Annotated in this window: 23 protein-coding genes and 1 other RNA gene; 20 read left to right on the top strand and 4 right to left on the bottom strand. The window is 54.3% G+C overall.

What is annotated here, in order from left to right:
- Nucleotides 1-3: 3 nt before the first annotated feature.
- Genes EUZ85_RS21150 through EUZ85_RS21105 form a run of 10 tightly spaced genes read left to right on the top strand, consistent with a single transcriptional unit; the run spans nt 4 to nt 9,777 of the window.
- The gene (locus EUZ85_RS21150) at nt 4-750 is read left to right on the top strand and encodes an SH3 domain-containing protein (RefSeq protein ID WP_127971679.1); all 747 of its coding nucleotides are present in this window, start codon (nt 4-6) and stop codon (nt 748-750) included.
- The gene (locus tag EUZ85_RS21145; protein ID WP_127971677.1) at nt 720-1,415 is read left to right on the top strand and encodes an outer membrane beta-barrel domain-containing protein; all 696 of its coding nucleotides are present in this window, start codon (nt 720-722) and stop codon (nt 1,413-1,415) included. The genes EUZ85_RS21150 and EUZ85_RS21145 overlap by 31 nt, the downstream gene beginning before the upstream one ends.
- A 53-nt stretch (nt 1,416-1,468) precedes the next feature.
- Nucleotides 1,469-1,978, top strand: coding sequence for a TlpA disulfide reductase family protein (locus EUZ85_RS21140; protein WP_127971676.1), 510 nt, complete (start codon nt 1,469-1,471; stop codon nt 1,976-1,978).
- A 7-nt stretch (nt 1,979-1,985) separates the two neighbouring features.
- The gene (locus tag EUZ85_RS21135; RefSeq protein ID WP_127971674.1) at nt 1,986-2,207 is read left to right on the top strand and encodes a DUF4266 domain-containing protein; all 222 of its coding nucleotides are present in this window, start codon (nt 1,986-1,988) and stop codon (nt 2,205-2,207) included.
- Nucleotide 2,208: 1 nt separating this feature from the next.
- Nucleotides 2,209-3,345, top strand: coding sequence for a DUF3570 domain-containing protein (locus EUZ85_RS21130; RefSeq protein ID WP_127971672.1), 1,137 nt, complete (start codon nt 2,209-2,211; stop codon nt 3,343-3,345).
- A 54-nt stretch (nt 3,346-3,399) separates the two neighbouring features.
- Nucleotides 3,400-3,996 carry an AraC family transcriptional regulator gene (locus EUZ85_RS21125; protein WP_127971670.1) on the top strand — a complete coding sequence of 199 codons (597 nt, stop codon included), beginning with the start codon at nt 3,400-3,402 and terminating at the stop codon, nt 3,994-3,996.
- Between the two features lie 37 nt (nt 3,997-4,033).
- Nucleotides 4,034-5,956 (top strand): lipopolysaccharide assembly protein LapB, encoded by a 1,923-nt coding sequence (locus EUZ85_RS21120; protein WP_127971668.1) that lies wholly within the window; start codon nt 4,034-4,036, stop codon nt 5,954-5,956.
- Entirely contained in the window at nt 5,953-8,844 is a 2,892-nt protein-coding gene (locus tag EUZ85_RS21115) for a tetratricopeptide repeat protein (RefSeq protein ID WP_127971666.1), read from the top strand. Before EUZ85_RS21120 ends, EUZ85_RS21115 begins: the two co-directional genes overlap by 4 nt.
- A complete protein-coding gene (locus tag EUZ85_RS21110; RefSeq protein WP_127971664.1) occupies nt 8,828-9,439 on the top strand; it encodes a tetratricopeptide repeat protein in 612 nt (203 codons plus the stop codon). Before EUZ85_RS21115 ends, EUZ85_RS21110 begins: the two co-directional genes overlap by 17 nt.
- A gap of 11 nt (nt 9,440-9,450) precedes the next feature.
- Entirely contained in the window at nt 9,451-9,777 is a 327-nt protein-coding gene (locus EUZ85_RS21105; RefSeq protein WP_127971662.1) for a hypothetical protein, read from the top strand.
- A gap of 94 nt (nt 9,778-9,871) precedes the next feature.
- Here EUZ85_RS21105 and EUZ85_RS21100 read toward each other — a convergent pair whose 3' ends face one another.
- A complete protein-coding gene (locus tag EUZ85_RS21100; RefSeq protein ID WP_127971660.1) occupies nt 9,872-11,086 on the bottom strand; it encodes a lytic murein transglycosylase in 1,215 nt (404 codons plus the stop codon).
- Nucleotides 11,087-11,232: 146 nt separating this feature from the next.
- A complete protein-coding gene (locus EUZ85_RS21095) occupies nt 11,233-11,412 on the bottom strand; it encodes a hypothetical protein (RefSeq protein ID WP_011396467.1) in 180 nt (59 codons plus the stop codon).
- Nucleotides 11,413-11,637: 225 nt separating this feature from the next.
- Here EUZ85_RS21095 and EUZ85_RS21090 point away from each other — a divergent pair, with 225 nt between their 5' ends.
- Complete coding sequence (locus tag EUZ85_RS21090) at nt 11,638-12,111, top strand: YbjN domain-containing protein (protein WP_127971658.1); 474 nt, start codon at nt 11,638-11,640, stop codon at nt 12,109-12,111.
- 60 nt (nt 12,112-12,171) lie between these two features.
- Here EUZ85_RS21090 and EUZ85_RS21085 read toward each other — a convergent pair whose 3' ends face one another.
- Nucleotides 12,172-12,981, bottom strand: coding sequence for a TlyA family RNA methyltransferase (locus EUZ85_RS21085; protein ID WP_127971656.1), 810 nt, complete (start codon nt 12,979-12,981; stop codon nt 12,172-12,174).
- On the bottom strand, nt 12,974-14,077 hold the full coding sequence (rimI, locus tag EUZ85_RS21080; protein ID WP_127971654.1) for a ribosomal protein S18-alanine N-acetyltransferase: 1,104 nt from the start codon (nt 14,075-14,077) through the stop codon (nt 12,974-12,976). The genes EUZ85_RS21085 and rimI overlap by 8 nt, the downstream gene beginning before the upstream one ends.
- Before the next feature lie 221 nt (nt 14,078-14,298).
- On the opposite strand from rimI, the gene EUZ85_RS21075 reads away from it, so the two are divergent.
- The 9 genes from EUZ85_RS21075 to EUZ85_RS31205 all read left to right on the top strand — a co-directional run bounded on the left by EUZ85_RS21075 (nt 14,299) and on the right by EUZ85_RS31205 (nt 21,763).
- Nucleotides 14,299-15,771, top strand: coding sequence for a RimK family protein (locus EUZ85_RS21075; RefSeq protein ID WP_127971652.1), 1,473 nt, complete (start codon nt 14,299-14,301; stop codon nt 15,769-15,771).
- A gap of 104 nt (nt 15,772-15,875) precedes the next feature.
- Nucleotides 15,876-15,972: signal recognition particle sRNA small type (gene ffs / locus EUZ85_RS21070), an RNA gene on the top strand.
- A gap of 227 nt (nt 15,973-16,199) precedes the next feature.
- Nucleotides 16,200-18,398 carry a DNA polymerase III subunit gamma/tau gene (gene dnaX, locus EUZ85_RS21065; RefSeq protein ID WP_127971650.1) on the top strand — a complete coding sequence of 733 codons (2,199 nt, stop codon included), beginning with the start codon at nt 16,200-16,202 and terminating at the stop codon, nt 18,396-18,398.
- Nucleotides 18,399-18,402: 4 nt separating this feature from the next.
- Entirely contained in the window at nt 18,403-18,729 is a 327-nt protein-coding gene (locus tag EUZ85_RS21060) for a YbaB/EbfC family nucleoid-associated protein (protein ID WP_206617931.1), read from the top strand.
- Nucleotides 18,730-18,749: 20 nt separating this feature from the next.
- On the top strand, nt 18,750-19,355 hold the full coding sequence (gene recR, locus EUZ85_RS21055) for a recombination mediator RecR (RefSeq protein ID WP_127971648.1): 606 nt from the start codon (nt 18,750-18,752) through the stop codon (nt 19,353-19,355).
- Nucleotides 19,348-20,544 carry a ribonuclease D gene (gene rnd, locus EUZ85_RS21050; protein ID WP_127971646.1) on the top strand — a complete coding sequence of 399 codons (1,197 nt, stop codon included), beginning with the start codon at nt 19,348-19,350 and terminating at the stop codon, nt 20,542-20,544. Before recR ends, rnd begins: the two co-directional genes overlap by 8 nt.
- Before the next feature lie 54 nt (nt 20,545-20,598).
- Nucleotides 20,599-20,919, top strand: coding sequence for a YcgL domain-containing protein (locus EUZ85_RS21045; protein WP_127971644.1), 321 nt, complete (start codon nt 20,599-20,601; stop codon nt 20,917-20,919).
- Nucleotides 20,912-21,355 carry a YcgN family cysteine cluster protein gene (locus EUZ85_RS21040; protein WP_127971642.1) on the top strand — a complete coding sequence of 148 codons (444 nt, stop codon included), beginning with the start codon at nt 20,912-20,914 and terminating at the stop codon, nt 21,353-21,355. Before EUZ85_RS21045 ends, EUZ85_RS21040 begins: the two co-directional genes overlap by 8 nt.
- 36 nt (nt 21,356-21,391) lie before the next feature.
- Nucleotides 21,392-21,763, top strand: coding sequence for a hypothetical protein (locus EUZ85_RS31205; protein ID WP_164887310.1), 372 nt, complete (start codon nt 21,392-21,394; stop codon nt 21,761-21,763).
- Nucleotides 21,764-21,959: the final 196 nt, after the last annotated feature.

The raw sequence follows: 21,959 nt of genomic DNA, 5'->3' as shown, positions 1-21,959 counted from the left end.
CACTTGTTAGCGGTAAGAATATTCCCGGTTTTGTTGGTTATCCTTTGTTGCTTTTCACTGAAAAGTTTTGCTGAAGACGAATATCAGACTGTAAAAGTCGCCGAGCCCTATCTCGAGTTCCGTACGGGGCCAGGGCGGGGCTACCCGGTGTTTTTCGTCGTTGAGCAGGACGAGCAAATTGAAATTCTCAAACGGAAAACCGAGTGGTTCAAAGTGCGCAACGCCAAAGGACAGGAAGGCTGGGCCAGCCGTGCGCAAATGGAAATGACTCTGGATGGAAGCGGCGAACAGGTTGCTTTCATGGAGCCTCGCTTTGACGATTTTTCCTCCCGTAGTTGGGAAGGCGGTGTTGCGACTGGCGATTTTGGCGGCGCAGCGGTGAACTCCATGTATGTGGGTTATCTGTTCACTCCCAATTTATCGACGGAACTCTGGGCGTCACAGGTCTTGGGGGACTTTTCCCAGATCATGATCGCTGACCTGAATATCGTGCACCAGCCTTTCCCCCATTGGCGGATTTCTCCTTTCTTCACGCTGGGAACCGGCGCCGCATTTATCAAGCCGAAAGCGACGCTGGTGAATGAAGACAACAGGGTTGAAGAGGCCGTACATTACGGGCTCGGGGTCAGATGGTACATGACCAACCGTTATTTTATCCGTATGGAATACAAAGACTACGTGGTCTTCACCGACCGCGACGAAAACGAAGAAGCAGAAGAATGGAAAATTGGATTAAGCGTATTTTTCTAAACGACGGGCGACGTCCTGTCGTCAGTGCGGTATTGGCGTGTGCGATGGCCACTGTCGGGGCGGGGCAGGCTATGGCTGAGGAGGTGGACGCTGAGTCTGAAGCCGCCGTTAAGCCGCTGATCGAGCCGGAAGTGACGCCCCGTCGCGTGCAGGAAGACCTGATCGACACGGAAGACTTTGAAGTTGGCGTATACACAGGGTTGATGAGTGTAGAGGACTTTGGCGTTAATTTCGTGATAGGCGCCCGCCTGGCCTACCATATCAATGAAGATCTGTTCGTTGAGGCCAACTACGGCTTCACCGATACCAGTGAAACCAGCTATGAAAAGCTAAGCGGTTCCGCGAAATTGCTGAAGGACGACGAGCGCGACCTGACGTACTACAACCTTTCACTGGGATATAACATTTTTCCCGGGGAAATATTCCTTGGCAGCAAGTACGCCTTCAACACTAACTTTTATGTCGTGGGCGGATTGGGCAGCACGCAGTTCGCCGGCGATGACCGTCTGACGGCCAATTTCGGCTGGGGATTTCAGATGCTGGGCACTGACTGGCTGTCCCTGCATCTGGGCATGAGAGACCATATTTTCGATACCGATATCCTGGGCGAGGATAAGAAAACCCATAACCTGGAAATGACGACCGGTCTGTCCGTTTTCTTTTAGAGACGGTCGCTGAAGTCGGCGTCGAAGAAAGAGTAGTTTGAGGAGTCTGAACTATGAAAAACAAATTCTTTAAAAGTGTGGCGGCGCTTTGTTTGATGATTTCCGCCAGCGCTCTTACCGTCAGCGCAAATGCTGCGGAGATCAAGGGCGCAGCGGGTGACTTTACCCTGAAAAGCTCTCTTGGCAAGAATCTGCGCTTGCAGGAATATCGCGGCCAAGTGGTGCTCATCAACTTCTGGGCTTCCTGGTGCGGCCCTTGCCGTCAGGAAATGCCGATACTGGAAGACATATATAAGAAGTACGAAAAATTCGGTTTCACGATTTTTGCGGTGAATGTGGATGAGGACTCTTCTCTGGCTAACGAGTTCCTGAAAGACACCAAAGTCACTTTCCCGATTCTCTATGACAACCAGAACAAGGTAAGCCGCATGTATGACGTGAAGGCGATGCCGACGACGGTTATCGTGGATAGAAACGGCAACATGCGTTACCTGCACAAAGGCTATCAGCCAGGTACGGAAGATCATTACGTTAAAGAAGTCAAAGCGCTGATTCGCGAGTAAAACAACAATGAAAAAGTGGCTATTCCTGCTGCTGGCTCCCATGCTGTTGGGAGGCTGTAGCAGTCTCGAACCCTGGGTTATGCCTTATGAGCGTAATAACCTCGCCGACCCGATCATGAGCTTCGGCCGCATCGGTATTGCCGGTTCTTACATGCATCACGTCTATCAGGCCCGGGAAGGCGCGCGCGGCGCTGAAGGCGGCTCCGGCGGAGGCTGCGGCTGTAACTGATATGAGAAACTTACACCGCATTGCAGCGATATTCAGTTTGTTGGCGACGGCGTTATCCGCCGGCGCCGCCGTGTTGCCGGAAGAGAAAGCGGAGGCCATGTACCACCGCTACGAAGGCGGGGGCATGGAAATTGACGGCCCCTCCGTTCTGGTCAGAAAGAACTTCGACGCCAGCGTCTCTTTGAGCGCCAACTACTATGTCGACTCGGTCAGTTCCGCTTCCGTTGACGTATTGGCGCGAGCGACTCCCTATGAGGAGGAGCGGACCGAAGGTGGTCTGGGCGTGGACTATCTGTACAACAAGTCCATCATGAGCTTCGCCTATACCAACAGCCAGGAGAATGACTTTGACGCTGAGTCGATCCATTTCAATATCAGTCAGGACTTTTTCGGCGACCTGACCACCCTGACCATGGGGTACTCAAAAGGCTGGGATAACGTGCGTAGTAAGTTGGACCCATCCCTTGATGAGGAAGTGGACCGCCAACATTATCGTCTAGGGGTCAGTCAGGTATTAACCAAGAACGCCTTGCTTAACCTGGATATCGAAACGATCACGGATGAGGGTTACCTGAATAACCCATACCGGGTCTACCGTTTCCTGGATACCACCAGCGCCAAAGGCTACGAGTACAGAATAGAAAAGTATCCCAAAACGCGCACCAGCAACGCTGTGGCGCTGCGGGGTATGTATTACCTGCCATATCGAGCGGCCGTCAAAGGGGAGGTCCGGTATTTTTCCGACTCATGGAACATCAAGGGCTATAACTATGAGTTGGCCTATGTGCACCCGTTTGGCGATCAATTCATTACCGAGTTCAAATTCCGTCACTACGAACAAACCAAAGCAGAGTTTTATGATGATCTGTTTGAAGGCGAGGACGTTCGTACTTTTATGGGGCGCGACAAAGAGCTGAGCACCTATAGCGGCGACAGCGTTGGCGTGGGGCTGACCTATGAATTCAATAAAGGTTTTTCTTTTATTGAAAAAGGCAGCATCAACCTGTTTGTCGACTACATGAAATTTGCGTATGAGGACTTCCGCGACGTGACGCGGACCGGCTTTGCGCCGGGTGAGGAGCCTTTGTACGAATTTGACGCCACCGTCATTCGCTTCTTCGTCACCGCGTCTTACTGATGGCAGTGAGGTTATCCATTACGGGATGCGATCAATTTAATTGGGATTGAAAGTATGAATTACAAAAACAGCCTGACCCATGCATTGTTCCTGATTTTGCTGCTGTTGTCGGTCATGGCGCGAGCAGAGGAGGGCATTGCAGACGCCGCCTCCGCTAACGAGATAGAAATGGCGGATGACTCAGGAATGGCCTCCGTGGACCCCGATACGCCTATCGTGGATCAGGTGCAGTCATTGAAACAGAAAGCCATTGAGCTGAACCGCGACCTGTTCATTCTTGAGGAAGACCTGCTGTTTCCCGCCAGTACGCAGTTTGTCGTGTTTCTTTCCGTCGATGTTGGCGAGTTTTTCCAGCTGGATGCGGTGGAAGTCAAAATCGATGGCGAAACGGTGGCTAGCCACCTGTATACACAGCGTCAAGCTAAGGCCCTGTACAAAGGCGGCATGCAGCGTCTGCATATTGGCAACCTTAAGACCGGCGAACATGAAATCACCGCATTTTTCACTGGAGTAGGGCCCGATAATCGCGATTATAAGCGCGGCGCTACGCAAAAATTTGAGAAGGGCTCTGATATCAAAACGCTGGAGTTGCGCATTACCGACTCGACCAAGAAGTACCAACCTGAATTCACCGTCGTCGAATGGGAATAACTTTAACTGTGTCTGGTAGCCGGTAGTCACTGAGGCAATGAAAAGAATACTTAGAAAAACAATACCGTCTCTTCTCGTCCTGGCGAGCCTGGGGCAAAGCGTCTTCGCTGCGGATGAGAAGAAGCCTGAGCGGGCGCTGGATTTGCAGTACGGTAAAGTGCTGTTCGAGTTCTATCAACAGCGTTATTACGGCGCGCTCACGGATATATCGATCGGTGAGCTGCGTAACAACATCACCCACCATGGCGATCATCCTCAGGTGCTGAAGGGAGGCATGCTGCTTTCTTATGGCATGGTGGATGAAGCCAGGCGTATTTTTGAAAACCTGCTGGAAGGCAAGGTAACCCCGGAGGTCCGTAACCAGGCCTGGTTTTATCTTGGTAAGGTATATTACCAGATGCGGAAATGGGAGAACGCCAAGTCTTCGTTTCAGCGGGTGGATCGCGAATTGTTAGAGGACTCCGACTCGGAGCTGCTGGAAGAGTATTTTTACCTCCAGGGACAAACTGCACTGGGGCTGGAGGATCTGAATGCGGCGGAGGAATTTCTACAGCCTTTGCCTAAAGACTCCTACTGGCGCGCCTATCTGGATTACAACCTGGCTCTGAATCAACGCAAGGCTGGCGATCTGGATGCGGCGCTGCGTCGATTGGCGAGCGTTAGCGCGCCGACGCCGCAGGACGAGGACGACCCAAATGAATTTTACGCGCTGAGCGACAGAATCAGCCTCACTACCGGCGTCCTCAGAATGGAGCAAAACGATTACGCCGGCGCCATGACAGAGTTTCGCAAGGTGCGCATTAATGGTCCCTGGTCGGATCAGGCGCTGTTCGGATACGCTCTGGCGGCCTCCAACTCCGGCGAATTCGGTCTGGCGATCCAATCACTGCAGACTCTGAGCAGCAAGCAAGCCGCCAATCCCATTATTCAGGAATCCCATTTCGCCATCGGCTATGTCTATGAGCAGCTTGGGCAGAAAGTGAAGGCGCTCAATGCGTACGCCAATGCCGTCACCCAGTATCAGGAAAGCCTGCGTCTGCTGGAGACCAACATCGCTGAGCTGGATGAAGATCGCCTGTTTGACAGTCTCGAGTTTGGCGGCGATCCGGAGTTGCATATTACCCGCCTGGACGATGACAACATCCGCGTAGATGAATACGGGCGTCTTGATGTGCGCCCGGCTACCTACAGTCTGGCTCATCTGGTCGCCCAGGAAGAATTCCAGCGCGTGCTCAAAGAGCTGCGTGAATTGACCTTGCTGCAAAACACTTTGAACGAATGGCTGCGCAAGGTGGACAGCTTTGACGTGATGATCGATACCCGAAAAATTGCGCGGGAAGAGCGTATTCGGGAAACCCGCGAAAAAATGACTTCCCTGGACGCTGATCGCATTCGCGCCCAGCGCGACGCGTTGGCGCAGGTCATCGCAGAGGGTGAGACGGCTGGCGATGGCGCTTATTTCCTTACAGAAGACCAGCTCGGCTATAAGGCCATTATCGAACGTTCCAGACGCACAATCGAACTGATGCGCCAAGATCCCGACTGGGCCGAAGATGTACCCGAATATGAAGAGAAATTGCGTCGTATGGAAGGTTTCCTGAACTGGACCGTCAGCGAAGAGTTTCCCCAGCGGCTTTGGGAGGCCAAACAGGAGCTGGCGGCGCTGGATACGGCGCTGAAAGAATATTCGCTGCGCAGCGTGAGAATCAACAATCTCATTGCCAAGTCCGAGAGTTTGGAGACGCTTGAGCAAAGAGTGGATAGCGCCAAGCCCCGCTTGCAGGAATTGAGCGACCAGGTGCGTCGCGCGCTTACCCGGGCGAAAACCACCGTCAGCGACATGGCGAGAGATGAATTGTTGCGGCAGAGAGATCAGGTCAACTATTACATGACGTCCGCCAAACTGGCGCGCACCCGTTTGTCCGATGAACTTCTCGACGGAGAGGGGGGCGGCTTATGAGGGTGTTGACGTTAACCGCCATCGCGGTTGTAGTGAGCGGCTGCTCGCTGTTTTCCGGTTCCGAGGAAAGTCGTCGCGCTGCGGATCAGCCGACCATCGCCGATTTGAAGCCCGCCATCATTGAGGATCAGGGCGAAGAAACGGTGAACATCAATATTGATGAGGTCATCGCCAACTACACGGATTTATTGACCGTTGTCGAAGACCCTGAAACCCGCACCAAGATTTTATATCGACTGGCGGATTTGCAAATGATCCGCAACGAAGAGTCTTCTGTGACTCAGGAAGTAGTGGACTATTCGGAAGGTTCCGCAGCGTATTTCGCGGTGGCCATCTCCGCCTACGAAGGGCTGTTGAAGAAATACCCCAATCGGGCGGAAAACGACCAAGTGCTCTATCAGCTGGCGAAGGCCTATGATCTGGAAGGGCGTCGCGATGATTCCTTCAAAGCGCTGAACCGCTTGGTGAAAGAGTACCCGCGTTCCTCTTACTTCCATGAAGCGCAATTCCGACGCGGCGAGATACTGTTCACCAATGGCGACTATGACGCCTCTCAGCGGGCTTTTGAGTCGGTCATTCGCGGCGGCGCCAAAACCGGCTTTGAGCAACAGGCGCTCTACATGCATGGCTGGAGTCTGTTCAAGCAAGGCGAATACGAAACCTCTCTGGATAGCTTTGTCAAAGTGCTGGATCTGGTGATGCCGGAGTCTGACGACCTGGACGCCTTATCCAAAGAGTCTCGTACTCTGGTTGAAGACCAGCTGCGGGTAATGGGTTTCGCCTTTAATTATCTGGATGGGGTGGATACGGTTACGAGTCTGTTTGCGAGAGTCGGCGCGCGTAGCTATGAACACCTGATTTATCAGCAATACGGCGAGCTGCTGGTCAAAGAGGAGCGTTATACGGATGCGGTTTCCGTCTATCGACGCTTTATCGAACTGCATCCACTCAGCAAATGGTCGCCTTATTACCAGGAACGCGTTATTCAAACGCTTATCGTAGCGGGCTTCGGCAGTTCTGTGTTGCCGGAAAAAGCGGCGTTCGTGAAGAACTACGGCGTTACCAGCGACTTCTATTGGCGGCAGCAGGATGAGAAGGTGAAAACCTTCACGGCGGAAAAACTGCGCGTGTATATCGACGAGCTGGCTACGCACCATCACGCCGCAGCGCAAACGCTGGATCGAAATGTCGCTGCGGCCCGTAATGGCCGTGCGAAAGGGTTGGATGGCAAGGAAATAAGCGCACAGCAGGCGCGCTCCGCCATGCGTGACGAGTACGCCAGTGCGGCCGCCTACTATCAGGAGTTTGTGGATACCTTTCCGCAAGATCCGAAAGCGCCTCAAATGGTGTTCCTGCGTGGCGAGACCCTATTCGCCGTGCAGCGATACGAGGAGGCAATCGTCGCCTACGAAAAAGCGGCCTATGAATATAAGGGCTTCGCCAAAGGCGCAGAAGCGGGCTATGCGGCGATCACTGCTTTTGATGAATTGGCGTCAGGCGCTGCTGAAGCCGAGCGCGAGCAGATCGAACTGCGCAAAATTGAAAGTCAGATTCGCTTCGCCCAATCCTATGCGTCTGATCCCAGGGCGGGCGCGGTAATGGCTTCGGCGGCGGAGAAGCTGTTCGCCATGAAGGATTACCCGCGTGCGATCGACGTGGCGCAACGCCTGACGCAACGCACGCCGCCGCCGGACAATGCATCCTTGTTAGGCGCTTGGTTGATCATCAGCCACAGCCAGTTTGAGCTCAAGCAGTATGCGGAAGCGGAAAAATCCTATTCCCGCGTGCTGGCGCTTATGTCGGCGAGCGATAAGCGGCGCGGCGAGATCGTCGAGCTGCTCGCCGCCAGTATTTATAAGCAAGGCGAACTGATGCTGGCGGCCAATGACGTCAATGGCGCTATTGACCAGTTTCTACGTGTTGGACAGGCGGCTCCCTCCGCCTCGGTGCGCGCTAATGCGGATTATGACGCCGCCACCTACATGCTGCAGCAGGGGCAATGGGACAGGGCGATTTCTGTTCTGAATAGTTTCCGCCAGCGTTATCCGAACCATGAACTGGCGAAAGACGTGCCCGCCAAGCTGGCGATGGCTTATCGCAATACGGAGCAATGGGACGCTGCAGCCGGGGAGTTGGCGGTGATATCGCAGAGCCATCCTGACGGCGAAACTCGGCGCGAGTCGCTGCTGTTGTCGGCGGAGCTGTACGAGAAGAGCGGCCAGACCCAGAAAGCCATCGACACCTACCGGGATTACGCCAACAGCTATCCTGAGCCGGCGGATATAGCGGCGGAAGCTGGGTATACGCTGAGCGAGTTGTACGCTAAGGCGAATGATCCGATCAAACAGCGTTTCTGGTTGCAGAAAGTGGTGCAAGGCTATGACGCCGCCGGGTCGAAAGGCTCCGACCGTATGCGCTATCTTGCGGCGAAGTCCTCCAGCGTCCTGGCGGATGACGCTTTCATTCAGTTCAAGAGCATCAAGCTGACCGCGCCGTTGCAAAACTCTTTGCGCTCCAAACAGGATGCGATGAAGCGAGCGATGGCCGCCTACAAGAAGACAGCAAACTATCGAATAGCGGAATTTACCACGCGTTCTTCCTATCGCATGGGAGAGATCTATTCTCAGCTCAGCCGCGATCTGCTGGACTCTGAGCGTCCCCGCAATCTCAATGAACTGGAATTGGAGCAATATCAGTTGTTGCTGGAGGAACAGGCGTATCCCTTCGAGGAAAACGCGATTGAACTGCATGAGGCGAACGCACAGCGGAGTTGGAGCGGCGTCTACGATGAGTGGGTGAAAAACAGCTTTGAAGCATTGAAAAAGTTGTTCCCTGCGCGCTATAAAAAATCGGAAGAGATCCCAGAGTTCAGTGAAAACATTCTTTAGTCGTAAAAGCAGTATTCGCCTTGCTGGTCTGGCATTGACTCTGTTGCTGGCGGCGTGTTCCGGCGCGCCGCAGAAACCGTCGAATAACGGCGGGGCGACAGGGGGCGCTGACCTCTCTCAGGTTCCCGAAGGCGCCCGTAATCAGTATGCAGCAGCATTGCGCGATCAAAAAGCCCGTAACTTCGGCTCCGCCCTGAAGAAATTTCAGGGGGTCAGCGAAGACTACCCGCAGCTGTCCGGCCCCTACATCAATATGGGCATCATTTATATGAATACCGATGCGCCTGACCAGGCGCAGGCGATGTTCGAAAAGGCGGTCAGCGTCAACGGATTGAATCCCGAGGGATACTCTCTGTTGGGATACTTGGCCCGTCGCCAGGGTAAGTTCGCTGAGGCGGAAGAGTATTACCGCAAGGCGATCGCCGTCGACGGCTCCTATGCGCCCGCCCGATTAAATCTGGGCATTACCTATGACTTGTACATGGGCAAACTGAAGGAAGCGTTGGAGCAATATCAGATTTATCAGAGCCTGCAGGCGCAGCCCGACGATGAAGTTAATCGTTGGATTGTGGATCTGCAGAGTCGTTTACAATAGGAGGGCGGGGTATGAGCCGTCAGTCCCGGCCTAAGAACCTTTTTATCAGTCTGTCTCTTGTTGCAGCGGCTTGGGTTATCAGCCCGCTGGCGCAGGCGGAGACGGAAGTCATTACCGTGGATGGCGCTACGTTGCGCGGAAATCAGGAGCAGCCTCAGGTGCTTTATATCGTACCCTGGAGGAAGCCCCGTAAGCTCGCCGGTTTGGGAGACTCCGCTGCATCACTGATCAATGATGAAGTATTGAAGCCGATTGACCGCGAAGAATTCGTGCGGCAGGTGGATTACTACGAAATGTTCAGAGACGAGGCCGCCGCGCAACCTGAAACCTCCAAGTAAGTTGGCGTTATTGGGACGCTGACCTCACCCTCCATTGCCAAATCGTCGCGTCAGCGGATAAGCGCCCGCCCATGATTGCTGGGCGGGCGTTCGCTCAGGATTCCGATTGAAGCTTGATATCCAGCGCCTGCAGGACTTCCGGGTTGGGGTAGCCGTCGGCGATCATGCCCTGCTTTTCCTGAAACGCGCGAATAGCATCCCGGGTGGCTGGCCCCATAATGCCGTCAGGCTTACCTGCGTCGAAGCCTTTGTCGGTGAGCTTCTGCTGCAGGTCGGCGACGGCGGTCAACGGCAGGCGCGGCAGATCGGGCGGCGTTTGCCGTAAGCGCCCTGCGCCAGCGATACGGTCGGCCAAGTGACCCACTGCAATGGCGTAGGATTCAGAACGGTTCCAGCGCATGATGACTTTGAAGTTATCGTAAACCAGGAACTTGGGACCAAGGTGCCCGGCGGGAATAATCAGCGACGCTTGCAGATCCAGATCCGACATTTTACGCCCGTCTGCGTCCAGGACGCCTAACTTGCTCCATTCGGATAAGGTTTTGCTGCGCTTCAGTCCTGCCTCGCCATAAGCGAATTTTTCTGGCAGCTTGACCTCGCGACCCCATCTAAAGCCGTTTTGCCAGCCCAGTCCATTCAGGAATAAGCCGGCGGAAGTGGCGGCGTCAGGCAGGCTGCCCCACAAGTCGCGCTTGCCGTCGCCGTCTTTGTCGGTTGCGTACTGGAGATAGACGGAAGGCATGAACTGAAAGTTGCCCATGGCTCCGGCCCATGAGCCGAGCATCTTGTCCACTGTCACATCGCCTTTCTCGATGATTTTCAGCGCGGCGATTAACTCACTGGTGAAATAGGCGCTGCGGCGTGGGTCGCAGGCGAGGGTGGCGAGGGAATCCATAATGGGCATCTTGCCGGTATAGCCGCCATAGTTGGTTTCCAATCCCCAGAATGCGACCAGATACTGAGCGGGAACGCCTGTCTCTTTGGCGATCTGATCAAGCAGGGGACGATGTTTGGCCAACATTTCACGGCCTTTGTTCACCCGCTCATCCGTAACGCGACGGTTAAGATAATTGGTGAACGTATCTATGAACTCAGGTTGCTTGCTGTCCAGTTCCATGACGCGTTCACTGAGCTTGACCTGGCCCAAGGCCTCGTTGACGACCTTCTCGGAAATCCCTTCCTGTTTCGCTTTTTCCTGCAGCCCCGCCACGCATTCTGCGAAGTCGGCGTGGGCGGTGAATGGCAGGGAAAGACCAAGAGTTATTAATAATAGACGGGATTGTTTGCAGAACCGGGTTACTGCAGGCATAGAGCATCCTTCATCGGGAACTGGGGAAAGCAAAACTTTCGCAAGAGGCGCAAGGGGAGTCAATAGCTGCGGCCCGGAGCGACGTGCGCCGGGCCGTTAAATATTGTTTAGAAAGGAATAAGGATGATGTAGATGCGATTGGTTGATTAGCGTTTACCGCACTCACGGGTGACGAAGTTGACTTGCAGCGCGTCGGTCGCGCTCATACCCCATTGTCCGGTCAGGTCCCGTGGATCAACATCTTTGACTGCTTTACGGCTGTAGTTGGATTCAGTTTCTTCAGCGGGTTTGGCGCTGAGTTTTTGCAGCATTTTGATAAGTTTCATAGTTTGATCCCCCGAATCACTGTCTTTAATGCAGTGGTATCAATGAAAGCGACGCGTGGAGCCAAACCCCGTCAAAGAAAATGCTCACTAATTAACCGGATGGGGTTGTCGTCATTCGGCGGCCGGGGGCCGATATAGGCTGTTAAGGTCTACTCATATAGGGATGGTTACTTTATAATCCGCGGCTTTGAAGGCCACCGCGTTAAGCGTAAGAGTAGTGTTTACATGCCCCATATTCAGTTTATTAATAGTGATAGCCTGCTTAAATGGCTAAAAGACCTGGAAGTTGATCACTACCTTTGCGGGCAGTGCCAGGGTGTGCACATCGCCGACCTGCAAAGTCAGGAAGGGGTGTTGGAGAGTCGGGTGTTTCTGGAGCAGGAATGTTTGATTTTTACTACCGAAGTGGAGTTGCGAGCGTCCGCTTTGTTGAGTCTGGTTGCTGAATTGCCGCGTTTGAATGGCGCTTACGCCAATATCAAGACGTTCGCCGATCTGGCGGATGATGGCGCACCTCGCGTGATTATGTGCGATACCTTGTGGGTATCCGCTGGCGTCACCAAAGAGCAGTTGGGAGTATTTTTAAGAAACGCCCTGGAAGCCAAGCAGGATATTCTGCGTGAAATTCTCGATTGTGGCTTTGTCGCCACGGCGGACGCTGGCGCTCCTCCTGCGCCGATGGAGCGCGCTCTGCATTGATCCTTTCTCCGCGCAGTCCCGGCATGGTCGGGTGCAGGCGCGCGGTTGCATTATCTCTCGTCAGGAAATCGCCGCTTTGCGGGCGAAGACGAAGAACTCCCGATTACCGTCTCCCCCTGTGATGGAGCTAGGAAAGTAATCCATCACTCTGAGTCCTGCGTCCTCACAAGCCATTTTGATCTTATCTTCCACTTCGCTATAGAGGCTTGCGTCTTTCACGATACCTCCTTTACCCAAACCAGCGGGTCCGACTTCAAACTGCGGCTTCACCAGGCTGATCAACGAGCCGCCATCAGCGAGTAGCGCGGCGACGGATTTCAGCACCAGCGTTTGTGAAATGAAACTCAGGTCCATGACCGCAAAGTCATAACCAGCTTTATTGTCCGTCAATTCAAGCAGGGAGAGGGGGATCTCTTTGGCGTTGATCCCTTCAAATACCCTGACCTGAGGATGCTCTCTCAAAGATTGCGTCAACTGTCCGTGTCCCACTTCCACGCCGACCACCAAGGCTGCTCCTTGCTTGAGCGCGCAATCCGTAAATCCGCCGGTGGACTGACCCACGTCCAGCACTGTTTTGTCCCGAAACTCCGCGCCGACCTGCGCAATGGCTCCGGCCAGCTTAAGTCCGCCTCGGGAAACGTATTCCTGCAACTCGTTATCAAGAACCTCTATTCTGGCGTCGCTGAGCACCGTCTGGCTGGGTTTGGTGACCGTTTCCCAGCCAGCGCCGACCTGCAGCATGATTTTGCCAAGACTGATCAGCTCCCTGGCCTGATTGCGCGAGCGGCAATAGCCCTGATCCACCAGTAGTTTGTCTATTCGGCTCGCATGTGCGCGGGAGGTAGAGAGGCGTTCTGAAATATCAGGCATTTTTTCGTCTTGTGCGTTTGGGGCGTTGCGAAATAATTACGCCCGTGCGTAGACGATTCTGTCCGAACTGGGACATGCGATCAAACTGGGCGCGGGCGATAGGGATGTATTGATTGTCGATGGCGAGTCGGTGCGACTCCTCATCCACATCCGGGTCGTGAATATATACGAAATCCGAGTCGACGGCGCTGATCATTACCCAGTGTGGCGCTTTTTTCTGGTCGAAGTGATAGGTGCTGATCAGCACCAGGGCCAGTTTGCCTTGCTTTATTTCCTTCTCCAGGATTTCCTGGGTCAGCACGGTGTTATGAATGACCACATCAGTTTCTTCTAACTGGTGCATGAAATCTTTATGCACCAGTTTTAATACATCTTTTTTCTCGGTGCGTCTGACGCCTTCGAGAAACAACGGCCCTTCGTAGTTGACGTAAATTTCCGCATTGAAGCCGCGCTTGTTAGCCGCCAATGCTAGTCCGTGAGGGCCGCATCCGCCGTGTCCGGAGGTCATGAAAATCGTGGTGGCCTCACGCCAGATCTGTATCTCTTCCCAGTTACGGGGTATGTACTCCGTATTCAGGGTCGCCATGGCCATCATCAGCGAAGCCGGGCCGCAGGTGAAATCCGTGCTCTGGCTGTAATAGGGAATCTGCAGTGTTTGATTAAGCGGAGCAAAACGGATGATCTGCTTCTGGAAACGGAAGGCATCCCGGTGATCTTCGTAATAATCGTGATAAACCCCAAACTGACGATAGCCCAGCTTTTTATATAAGGCGATTGCCTCCTGATTGTCCGTGCGTACTTCCAGGCGCATAAATATGCAGCGACGCGAGATCGCCGACTGTTCGGCCATGTCCATCAATGCCCGCGCAACGCCTTTGCCGCGTGACTCGGGTACGATGGCGATAGAGTAGAGGCGGGCGAGGCTGGTGCCGCGATGAAATAACGTAATCGCATAGCCGCACAGCTTCTCGTCCATTTCGCAAAGCACTACCGAGGCGGACTCGGATTTGATCATATGGCGAAAGCTTCTGCGGCTGAGCTGGTCTGTGGTAAAGCATGATTTTTCAAGCTCCACCAGCTCATCGAGATCTTCCATGTGGGCTTCCCGGTAGTGGGGCGCCAAAGAGCGTATTACAGTTTGCGGCTGGTTTTTATTCATGCTTTTGAAATAGTTGGGGGTAAGGTCAAATATGTAGTGGACAGGCTAATTAAGTTAAGCAAGACTTAGCAAAGATGCGCAAGTCTAAAATGAACGTTCGTCATTTAATAGCGCTATAACTCCCTATCCCCAATGCTCCCGGAGGAATCCCAAGCCGTATGTCTCGTCTTTACATAGTCGTTGAGTCTTTAAAGGATTGGACCCCCTATTATCCAAGTGAAGACGTAATATCATTTGAAGACTACCTGGCTCTACCCATTAACAAAAATGATCGCGTCAGACTGATCAACCTTTGCCGCAGCTACAAGTATCTCAGCAAAGGCTATTACTGCTCATTGCTCGCTGAAGCGCGTGGGCATCATGTCATTCCTTCCGTGCGTACGCTGAACGAGATTGAAAAGCGCTCCTTGTATTCGCTGATTCTTGATCTGGATGACGATACCGCGTTGTCAGCGCTGAAGAAGCTGGCTAACAAGCCGGATCAGGAACTGACCTTCCGCTGTTTCTTCGGTAAAACCAGCGATCCGGATTTGGAGCCATTGGGCGCTCTGGTGTTCGAGAAGCTGCCTTGCCCAGTGGTGGAAGTGGAAATCGAACAGAAAGGCGGCTGGAAATTGTCCGCTATGCGTCCGGTAAGCCCGAAAGGCTTCGACGATCAGGAGCAGACGCTGTTCGCCAACTCGCTGGATGCATTCAGCCGCAAAGTATGGCGCAAGCCCAAGGAACGCAAAAAATATCGCTACGACATGGCGGTATTGGTCAATCCCAAAGAGGAAATGCCGCCCAGCGACAAAGCCGCCCTGAAGAAGTTGGCCAAAGTCGGCAAACAGCTTGGCGTGGCGGTGGACCTGATTGAACCCAAGGATTATCAACGCATTCCTGAATACGATATGTTGTTCATTCGCGAAACAACTGCGATTGATCATCACACTTTCAAATTCTCCAAAAAGGCGGAAGCGGAAGGCTTGATCGTGATGGATGACTCCACTTCCATCATGCGTTGCACCAACAAAGTCTATCTGGCGGATTTGCTGCGGGCTAATAGAGTGCCGACGCCGAAGACGTTGATTGTCAGCAAGGGCGACAAACAGCAGTTGTTGGCGGCGGCGCAGGAACTGGGTCTGCCTATGGTTTTGAAGATTCCAGACGGTTCGTTTTCCCGGGGCGTTGTGAAAGTGGAATCGCCGGAAGAGTTGGAGCAGAAAGCGCAGACGCTGTTTAAGCAATCGGCGCTGTTATTGGCGCAGGAGTTCATGTACACGGATTACGACTGGCGTATCGGTGTCTTAAACGGTAAGCCGTTTTACGCCTGTAAGTATTTCATGGCTCGTAACCACTGGCAGATCTACAAGCACGGCGAAGGTTCGACGGCCGCTGGCGCCTGGGCGACATTACCGACTTATGAAGTGCCCAAAGTGGTGTTGAATGCGGCGGTGAAGGCCGCTGGGCTGATTGGCGACGGTTTGTATGGCGTGGACGTAAAGCAGAAGGGGAATCGCGCGGCGGTGATTGAAGTCAACGATAACCCAAGCATCGAGTCTGGCGTGGAGGATAAATATCTCGGGGATGAGTTGTACCGTATTATCCTCGAAGAGTTCATTCGTCGAGCAGAAAAGAAACACAATTCCTAAGCGACGGAATTTCTGTCATTTTCGTGCTTGAGCCCGCCATCTGACTTTGTTATGATGCGCGCCACTTGTGAAGAACAGCTGTTCTTGACTTGCTGTGGTGGCTCTGCCGGTCCCCTCGCAACAAGAAACCGTGAACCTGGTCAGGCCCGGAAGGGAGCAGCCACAGCGGTGGATCTGTGTGCCGGGGTGTGGCTGGTAGGGCTACCTCCAACTCCTCCCTTCCGTATCTAATTTTCCTGTTGATTTCACGATTCCTGCGATGGTCTTCCTGCGTCTGCGCAATGTCGTTTCGGTGACAGAAAACCCCTTGCATGCTAATGTATGCGTTTGAATTTCAGTTCCTCTAAAGAGAGCGCCGTACAGGCTATGGCGGGCCGGGTGAGCAAGTTGAAGCAATATCGCAATCGCTATGAATCGATAGGAGTGGCATGGCATATCAGGTTCTAGCCAGAAAATGGCGTCCCGGCAATTTCGCGGAAATGGCGGGGCAGGAGCATGTACTCAAAGCGCTGACCAACGCCCTGAATCAGGACCGTCTGCACCACGCGTATCTATTTACCGGCACTCGCGGCGTGGGTAAAACCACTGTGGCGAGAATCTTCGCCAAGTGCCTCAACTGCGAACAGGGCGTCAGCGCCATTCCTTGCGGAGAGTGCGGCGTATGCCGTGAAATCGCCGAAGGCAGATTCGTCGATCTAATCGAAATCGACGCGGCCTCACGCACCAAGGTGGAGGACATGCGCGAGCTGCTCGACAATGTGCAGTACGCGCCCACCCGCAGCCGTTATAAAATCTATCTCATTGACGAAGTGCACATGCTCTCCAATTCCAGTTTCAACGCCCTGTTGAAGACCCTGGAAGAGCCGCCGCCTCACGTCAAATTTCTGCTGGCCACCACAGACCCGCAGAAGTTGCCGGTCACGATTCTGTCGCGCTGCTTACAGTTCAACCTCAAAAATTTGTCGCCGCAACGTATCGTTAGCCACCTGACCCATGTGTTGCAGGCGGAGAATGTGCCTGCGGAAGAAGCGGCCTTATGGGAGCTGGCGCGCGCAGCGGAAGGCAGCATGCGCGACGCCATGAGTCTTACCGACCAGGCCATTGCTTTTGGCGATGGTAAGCTGGCGGCGAAAGACGTTATTGAAATGCTGGGGACCATTGAGAAGCATGTGGTTATCGATCTGCTGCGCACAATTGCCGCGCAGGATTGCGCTGCGATGCTGGCGCAAGTCAATCACATGGCTCAGTTCGCGCCGGATTACGCCTATGTGCTACAGGCGTTGGCGGAACTGCTGCACCGCGTGGCGGTGGAGCAGGCTGTGCCCGGCGGCGTCGACAACAGCTTTGGCGATCAACAACAGGTCGCTGAGTTAGCGCAAACGCTGACGGCGGAAGACACTCAACTTTACTATCAGATTGCATTGATGGGACGCAAAGATCTGGCCTTAGCGCCGGACCCGCGTACCGGGTTTGAGATGGCCTTGTTACGAATGATCGCCTTCCGTCCCAACATCAAATCAGCGAGACAGATTCAAGCGCCGTCCGTTGCTTCGGCGACAGCCTCGGCTGAAGATGATAAGGAAAGCGCTCAACCCAGGCCATCCCAAACTGAGTCGACGGTAGCGTCGCAACCAGCGGTAGAATCTGCGCCAGAGCCGGCGAAAGAAGTGGCGGAGCCGCAACAGCAGACTCCGCAAGAGCCCGCTGAACCATCGCCGCAAGAGCCGCCTCGACAAGAGATTCCTCAGCAAGAGTCCCTGCAGCCTAAACCACATAATCAGGCTGATGCGCCAGTCATTGACGCTGCGCCTGTCACCCCCGCGCAGCCCGTAGAGCAGGCGACCCCCAGGCACTCTGAAGCTGAGCCGCCGCCAGTGGATGATTACGACGCGTATTTTGCCGATGACCCAGGGCCTTCCGACGCGGATTATGGTTTTTCTGACTATCCGGCGGACTCTGGTTATGATAGCGAGGGAAATCATGTTGCGCCAGCGAAGCCTCCTCAGCCGCACGGCGAGCGCCCTCGAGCGACCGCGCCAATCCAGGAGCATCAGGAACAGCTGGCAAGGGAGGCAGTAGCTCCGCACCCAAAGCCAGTAACTGAATCCGGCCTGGGTCCTCAGACAAGTCCCGGGGGCGCTGAGTCAGTCAATTCAGCCCCTCCCGTTGTGACGGCGACCAGCGTTAAGAAACCTCCAACGGGTCCGTTGACGCCGCCATTGGAGGGCGAGCCGACCATGCAGGGAATGGTATGGAAGGATGCAGTCAGGCGTCTCGGCATTAGCGGGATGACCGCCACCCTGGCGCAACGCTGCGCACTGGAGGCAGTGACGCCGGGCCTGGTCATCTTCACGATTGATCGCGAACATCTCGACTTTTTCAATGAAGCTCAACGTGAGCGCTTGCGCGCGGCGGTGTCGGAATTCCTGGGCGAAGCGGTTAAAATCGAAGTCTCAGCGGGCGAATCGAAATGGTTGACGCCGCTGCAGTATGCGGAGCGACGCCGGGCTGAGTTGCAACAGCAGGCGGAGACGGCCATTCGCAATGATCCCAATATTCAGATGATGGCGGGACGCTTCGGCGCAGCGGTTATCGAAAACAGTATTGAGCCTATTATTCAGGAGTAAACATATGATTAAAGGTAACATGGGCGACTTGATGAAGCAGGCCCAAAAGATTCAGGAAGAGATGCAGAAAGCCCAGGAAGAACTGGCTAATGCGGAAGTGAGCGGAGAGTCCGGCGGCGGTTTGATCAAAATCGTCATGAATGGTCGCCATGATGTGAAAAAAGTGGAGATCGACGCCAGTTTGATGCAGGAAGAGAAAGAAATCCTGGAGGATCTGCTGGCGGCGGCGGTGAATGACGCCGTGCGTAAAGTAGAAAAGAACAATCAGGATAAGATGTCCAACATGACTGCGGGTCTGGGCATTCCTCCTAATTTCAAAATGCCGTTTTAATGACGGGGTAGTATCCATTTATGTCTTCCAGTCTGACGCCTGCTATCGATCAGTTGGTCCGTTGTCTGCGATATCTTCCCGGCGTGGGGGCGAAGTCCGCTACCCGCATGGCGCTTAACCTGCTGGAAAGAGATCAGGGCAGGGCGGCGGACCTGGCAATCGCCATCAGCGATGCGCTTACCAGGGTGAAACGCTGTTCCCGCTGCCAGAATTTTTGCGAGGCGGACCTGTGTTCGATTTGCGAAAGCCCTAAACGGGACGATCGCGTTCTCTGCGTGGTGGAGTCGCCGACGGACGTGCTGGCGATTGAGCAGACCTCGGACTATAGCGGCCGTTACTTTGTGCTGATGGGGCATCTGTCGCCGATAGACGGGATTGGTCCTGAAGACATTGGCGTTGATAAGCTCAAGCAGTTATTACAGGAAAGCGCCGTCAGCGAGCTGATCCTGGCCACGAATCCTACCGTAGAGGGTGAAGCGACGGCGCATTTTATCGCCCACATCGCCAAAGACTTGAACATTCCTGTGTCCCGCATCGCCCATGGCATTCCTCTGGGAGGGGAGCTGGGTATGATCGACAGCGGCACCTTAAGCCACGCACTGCAAGGTCGAAAACCTTTTGCCTAACGATACGCCACTCTCCGCTATATATCCGCCGGATTATGAAAGTCTCTGGATAGACACACCCGCAGCGTTGCAGGATGCGCTGCAACGCCTGGAAAAGACCGACTGGCTGGCGGTGGATACGGAATTTATCCGTGGAACCACGTTTTATCCCGCGCCGGCGTTGCTTCAGCTTTATGATCGCCAGTGTGTGTATCTGGTGGATATGCTGAAAATCAGCGATTGGAGCGGAGTCAGTCGACTGTTCGAGAACCGCGACATACTTAAAGTGGTGCATGCCTGCAGTGAAGATCTGGAGCTGTTTAACTGCGTTGGCTTGTCGCAGCCCTGCGGCATGATCGACACCCAGGTCGCCAACGCGCTGCTGGATGGCGAGCTAAACGAAGGCTTGCAGTCGCTGGTGCGCCAGAATCTGGGGATTGAGCTGGAGAAGCACGCCACGCGCTCAGACTGGACGCAACGGCCGCTCACAGACAAGCAGATCCAATACGCTCAAGAAGATGTTGTGGTGTTGTGGCCGCTCTATCAGAAGCTGGAAGAAGGATTGCGTCAGTCCGACAAATACGAAATTGCGTTGGAGGAAGGCGAGGCCATGCGTTTGGCCGCCGCCGGGGTTCAGGACGTAGGGCGCTACTATTTGAAGCTGCGCGGCGGATGGCGTTTACGCAAAGGCGCGCAGCAGTTGCTGGCGAAACTGGCGGCATGGCGCGAGCAGGAAGCGAGAGGGAGGGATATCCCGCGCAAGAAAATCTGCCCTGACGATGAGCTGATCGCCATCGCTCAGCGCCGACCGCGAAGCCTGGGGCAACTCACGGATATCACCTCCATCCAGGGCGCCGGACTGCGTCGTTACGGCGCGGAGCTGGTGGGAATAGTGCGTGAGCATATGAAGGCCGATGGCGATGAGCCTGAAGCCGATTTTGAAATGATACGACCGCCGATTCCGCGGGAATACCAGGACTTGGTGAAGAAAGTAAAAAAACTGACGCAAAAGCTGGCTCGTGAGCACCGCGTCAACGTGGGCCTGCTCGCCAGTCGGGGATTGCTGGAAGAGTTTGTGTATTGGCATATCCAAGGCGGCGCGGGGACGCCACCGCAGTTGCTGCAGGGCTGGCGCGGCCGTATCTGCGCTGCGCCGCTTGAACGCTGGCTGCAGGACGACAAGTCCGTCCCGCCCCGGCAATCGTCGTAAGACTCCGGATTATTGCGCTAAGCGTGAAGTTAGGTATTGAGGTTAAAACAAGTTATGACTCTGGATCGCAGACTGATTTCCATTTTCAGAAGTTCCAAGAAAGAGGAAATGTACGTCTATGTGGATAAAAAGCAGGGCGTCGGCGCATTGCCGGAAGCTTTACTGCAACTTTTTGGCAAACCGCAGCATGTGTTTGATCTGTTGCTGACGAAAGAAAAGCCATTGGCCAGAGCGGACGCGGCGGAAGTCATGAGCGCCATCGATGAAAAAGGGTTTTATCTGCAGATGCCGACCGTCCAGGACGATTACATGATGGATGTGGTGCGTGCGCGTGAGCAACGTCCTGCTGTAGGGCGTAAAGATTACGATGATTGAGTCGCGCTGGTGGGAGCAGCCATTGGAAGGGCTGAGCCACGTGCAATGGGAGTCCCTGTGCGATGGCTGCGGTAAGTGCTGCCTGCACAAGTTACAGGATGAGGAAAGCGACGAGCTTTACTTCACCGCCGTAGCCTGCCGTTATCTGGATGCTGAAAGGGTGCAGTGTAATTGCTATACTGCGCGCGCATCGAAGAACCCGGATTGCCTGATTATCTCGCCGGAAAATCTTCCCGAAATCAGCGACTGGCTGCCAAAGACTTGCGCTTATCGTCTTCGTTTTGAAAATCAGACGCTGCCAGCATGGCATCCTCTGATCAGTGGCGATTCCCGCTCTGTGGAAGCGGCAGGTCAGTCCGTGCGACACAAAACGATAAGCGAAGATGATATCGACCCGGATGATTGGGAAGAGTTGATTCTTATCGATATGATTTGAACGCTTGAAGCAACTGTTATTGAAAAGTAGAAAATTATGCTGACAGATTTTGGTTATATCGCCGGTTGGGTTGCTTATCTCGTTGCGGCTCTGGCTTTATACGCATTGATGATGCCGTTGTTCAATCGTTGTGGTCCCCGTCCCGTGCAACTCTTCCTGCGCAGCCTGTTGGCGGTGGTGCTGTTTACGCCGGCGATGTCCGTTCCCAAAGACGGACTGTGGGCGCCCGCCCATATTGTCGCCGCCTACAACTGGCTTCAGCATGATGACAACGCCGCCTTGCAAGCCGGCCTGCTGATGTTGGCCGCCTGGTGCGTCATCGGTCTGCTGTTCGCGCTGCAAGTAGTGCTTGGCAAGCTCTTCGTCACCGCCAAACCCGCGCCAGCTAAGCCCAGGCGACGTGCATAATTACTTAAAAATCAATTAAATCCCTTCGCTTTTTTAAGCAATTCCTGCGTATTTTATTGTTGTTGCAACAAAACCTGCTATAACTTGAAGTAAGGATGGCCGCGGGCACGGCCGCGCTGCGCCCGCCAGCGGTCGATATTTCCAGCGGAGACGGCTGCTGAGCGGCTTCATTCGCCTGCGCCAACTTGGAATACGC

Source organism: Hahella sp. KA22 (assembly GCF_004135205.1).
Lineage (GTDB): Bacteria > Pseudomonadota > Gammaproteobacteria > Pseudomonadales > Oleiphilaceae > Hahella.
Note: the sequence above shows the minus strand (reverse complement) of the source record. Positions and strands in the feature narration are given on the sequence as shown.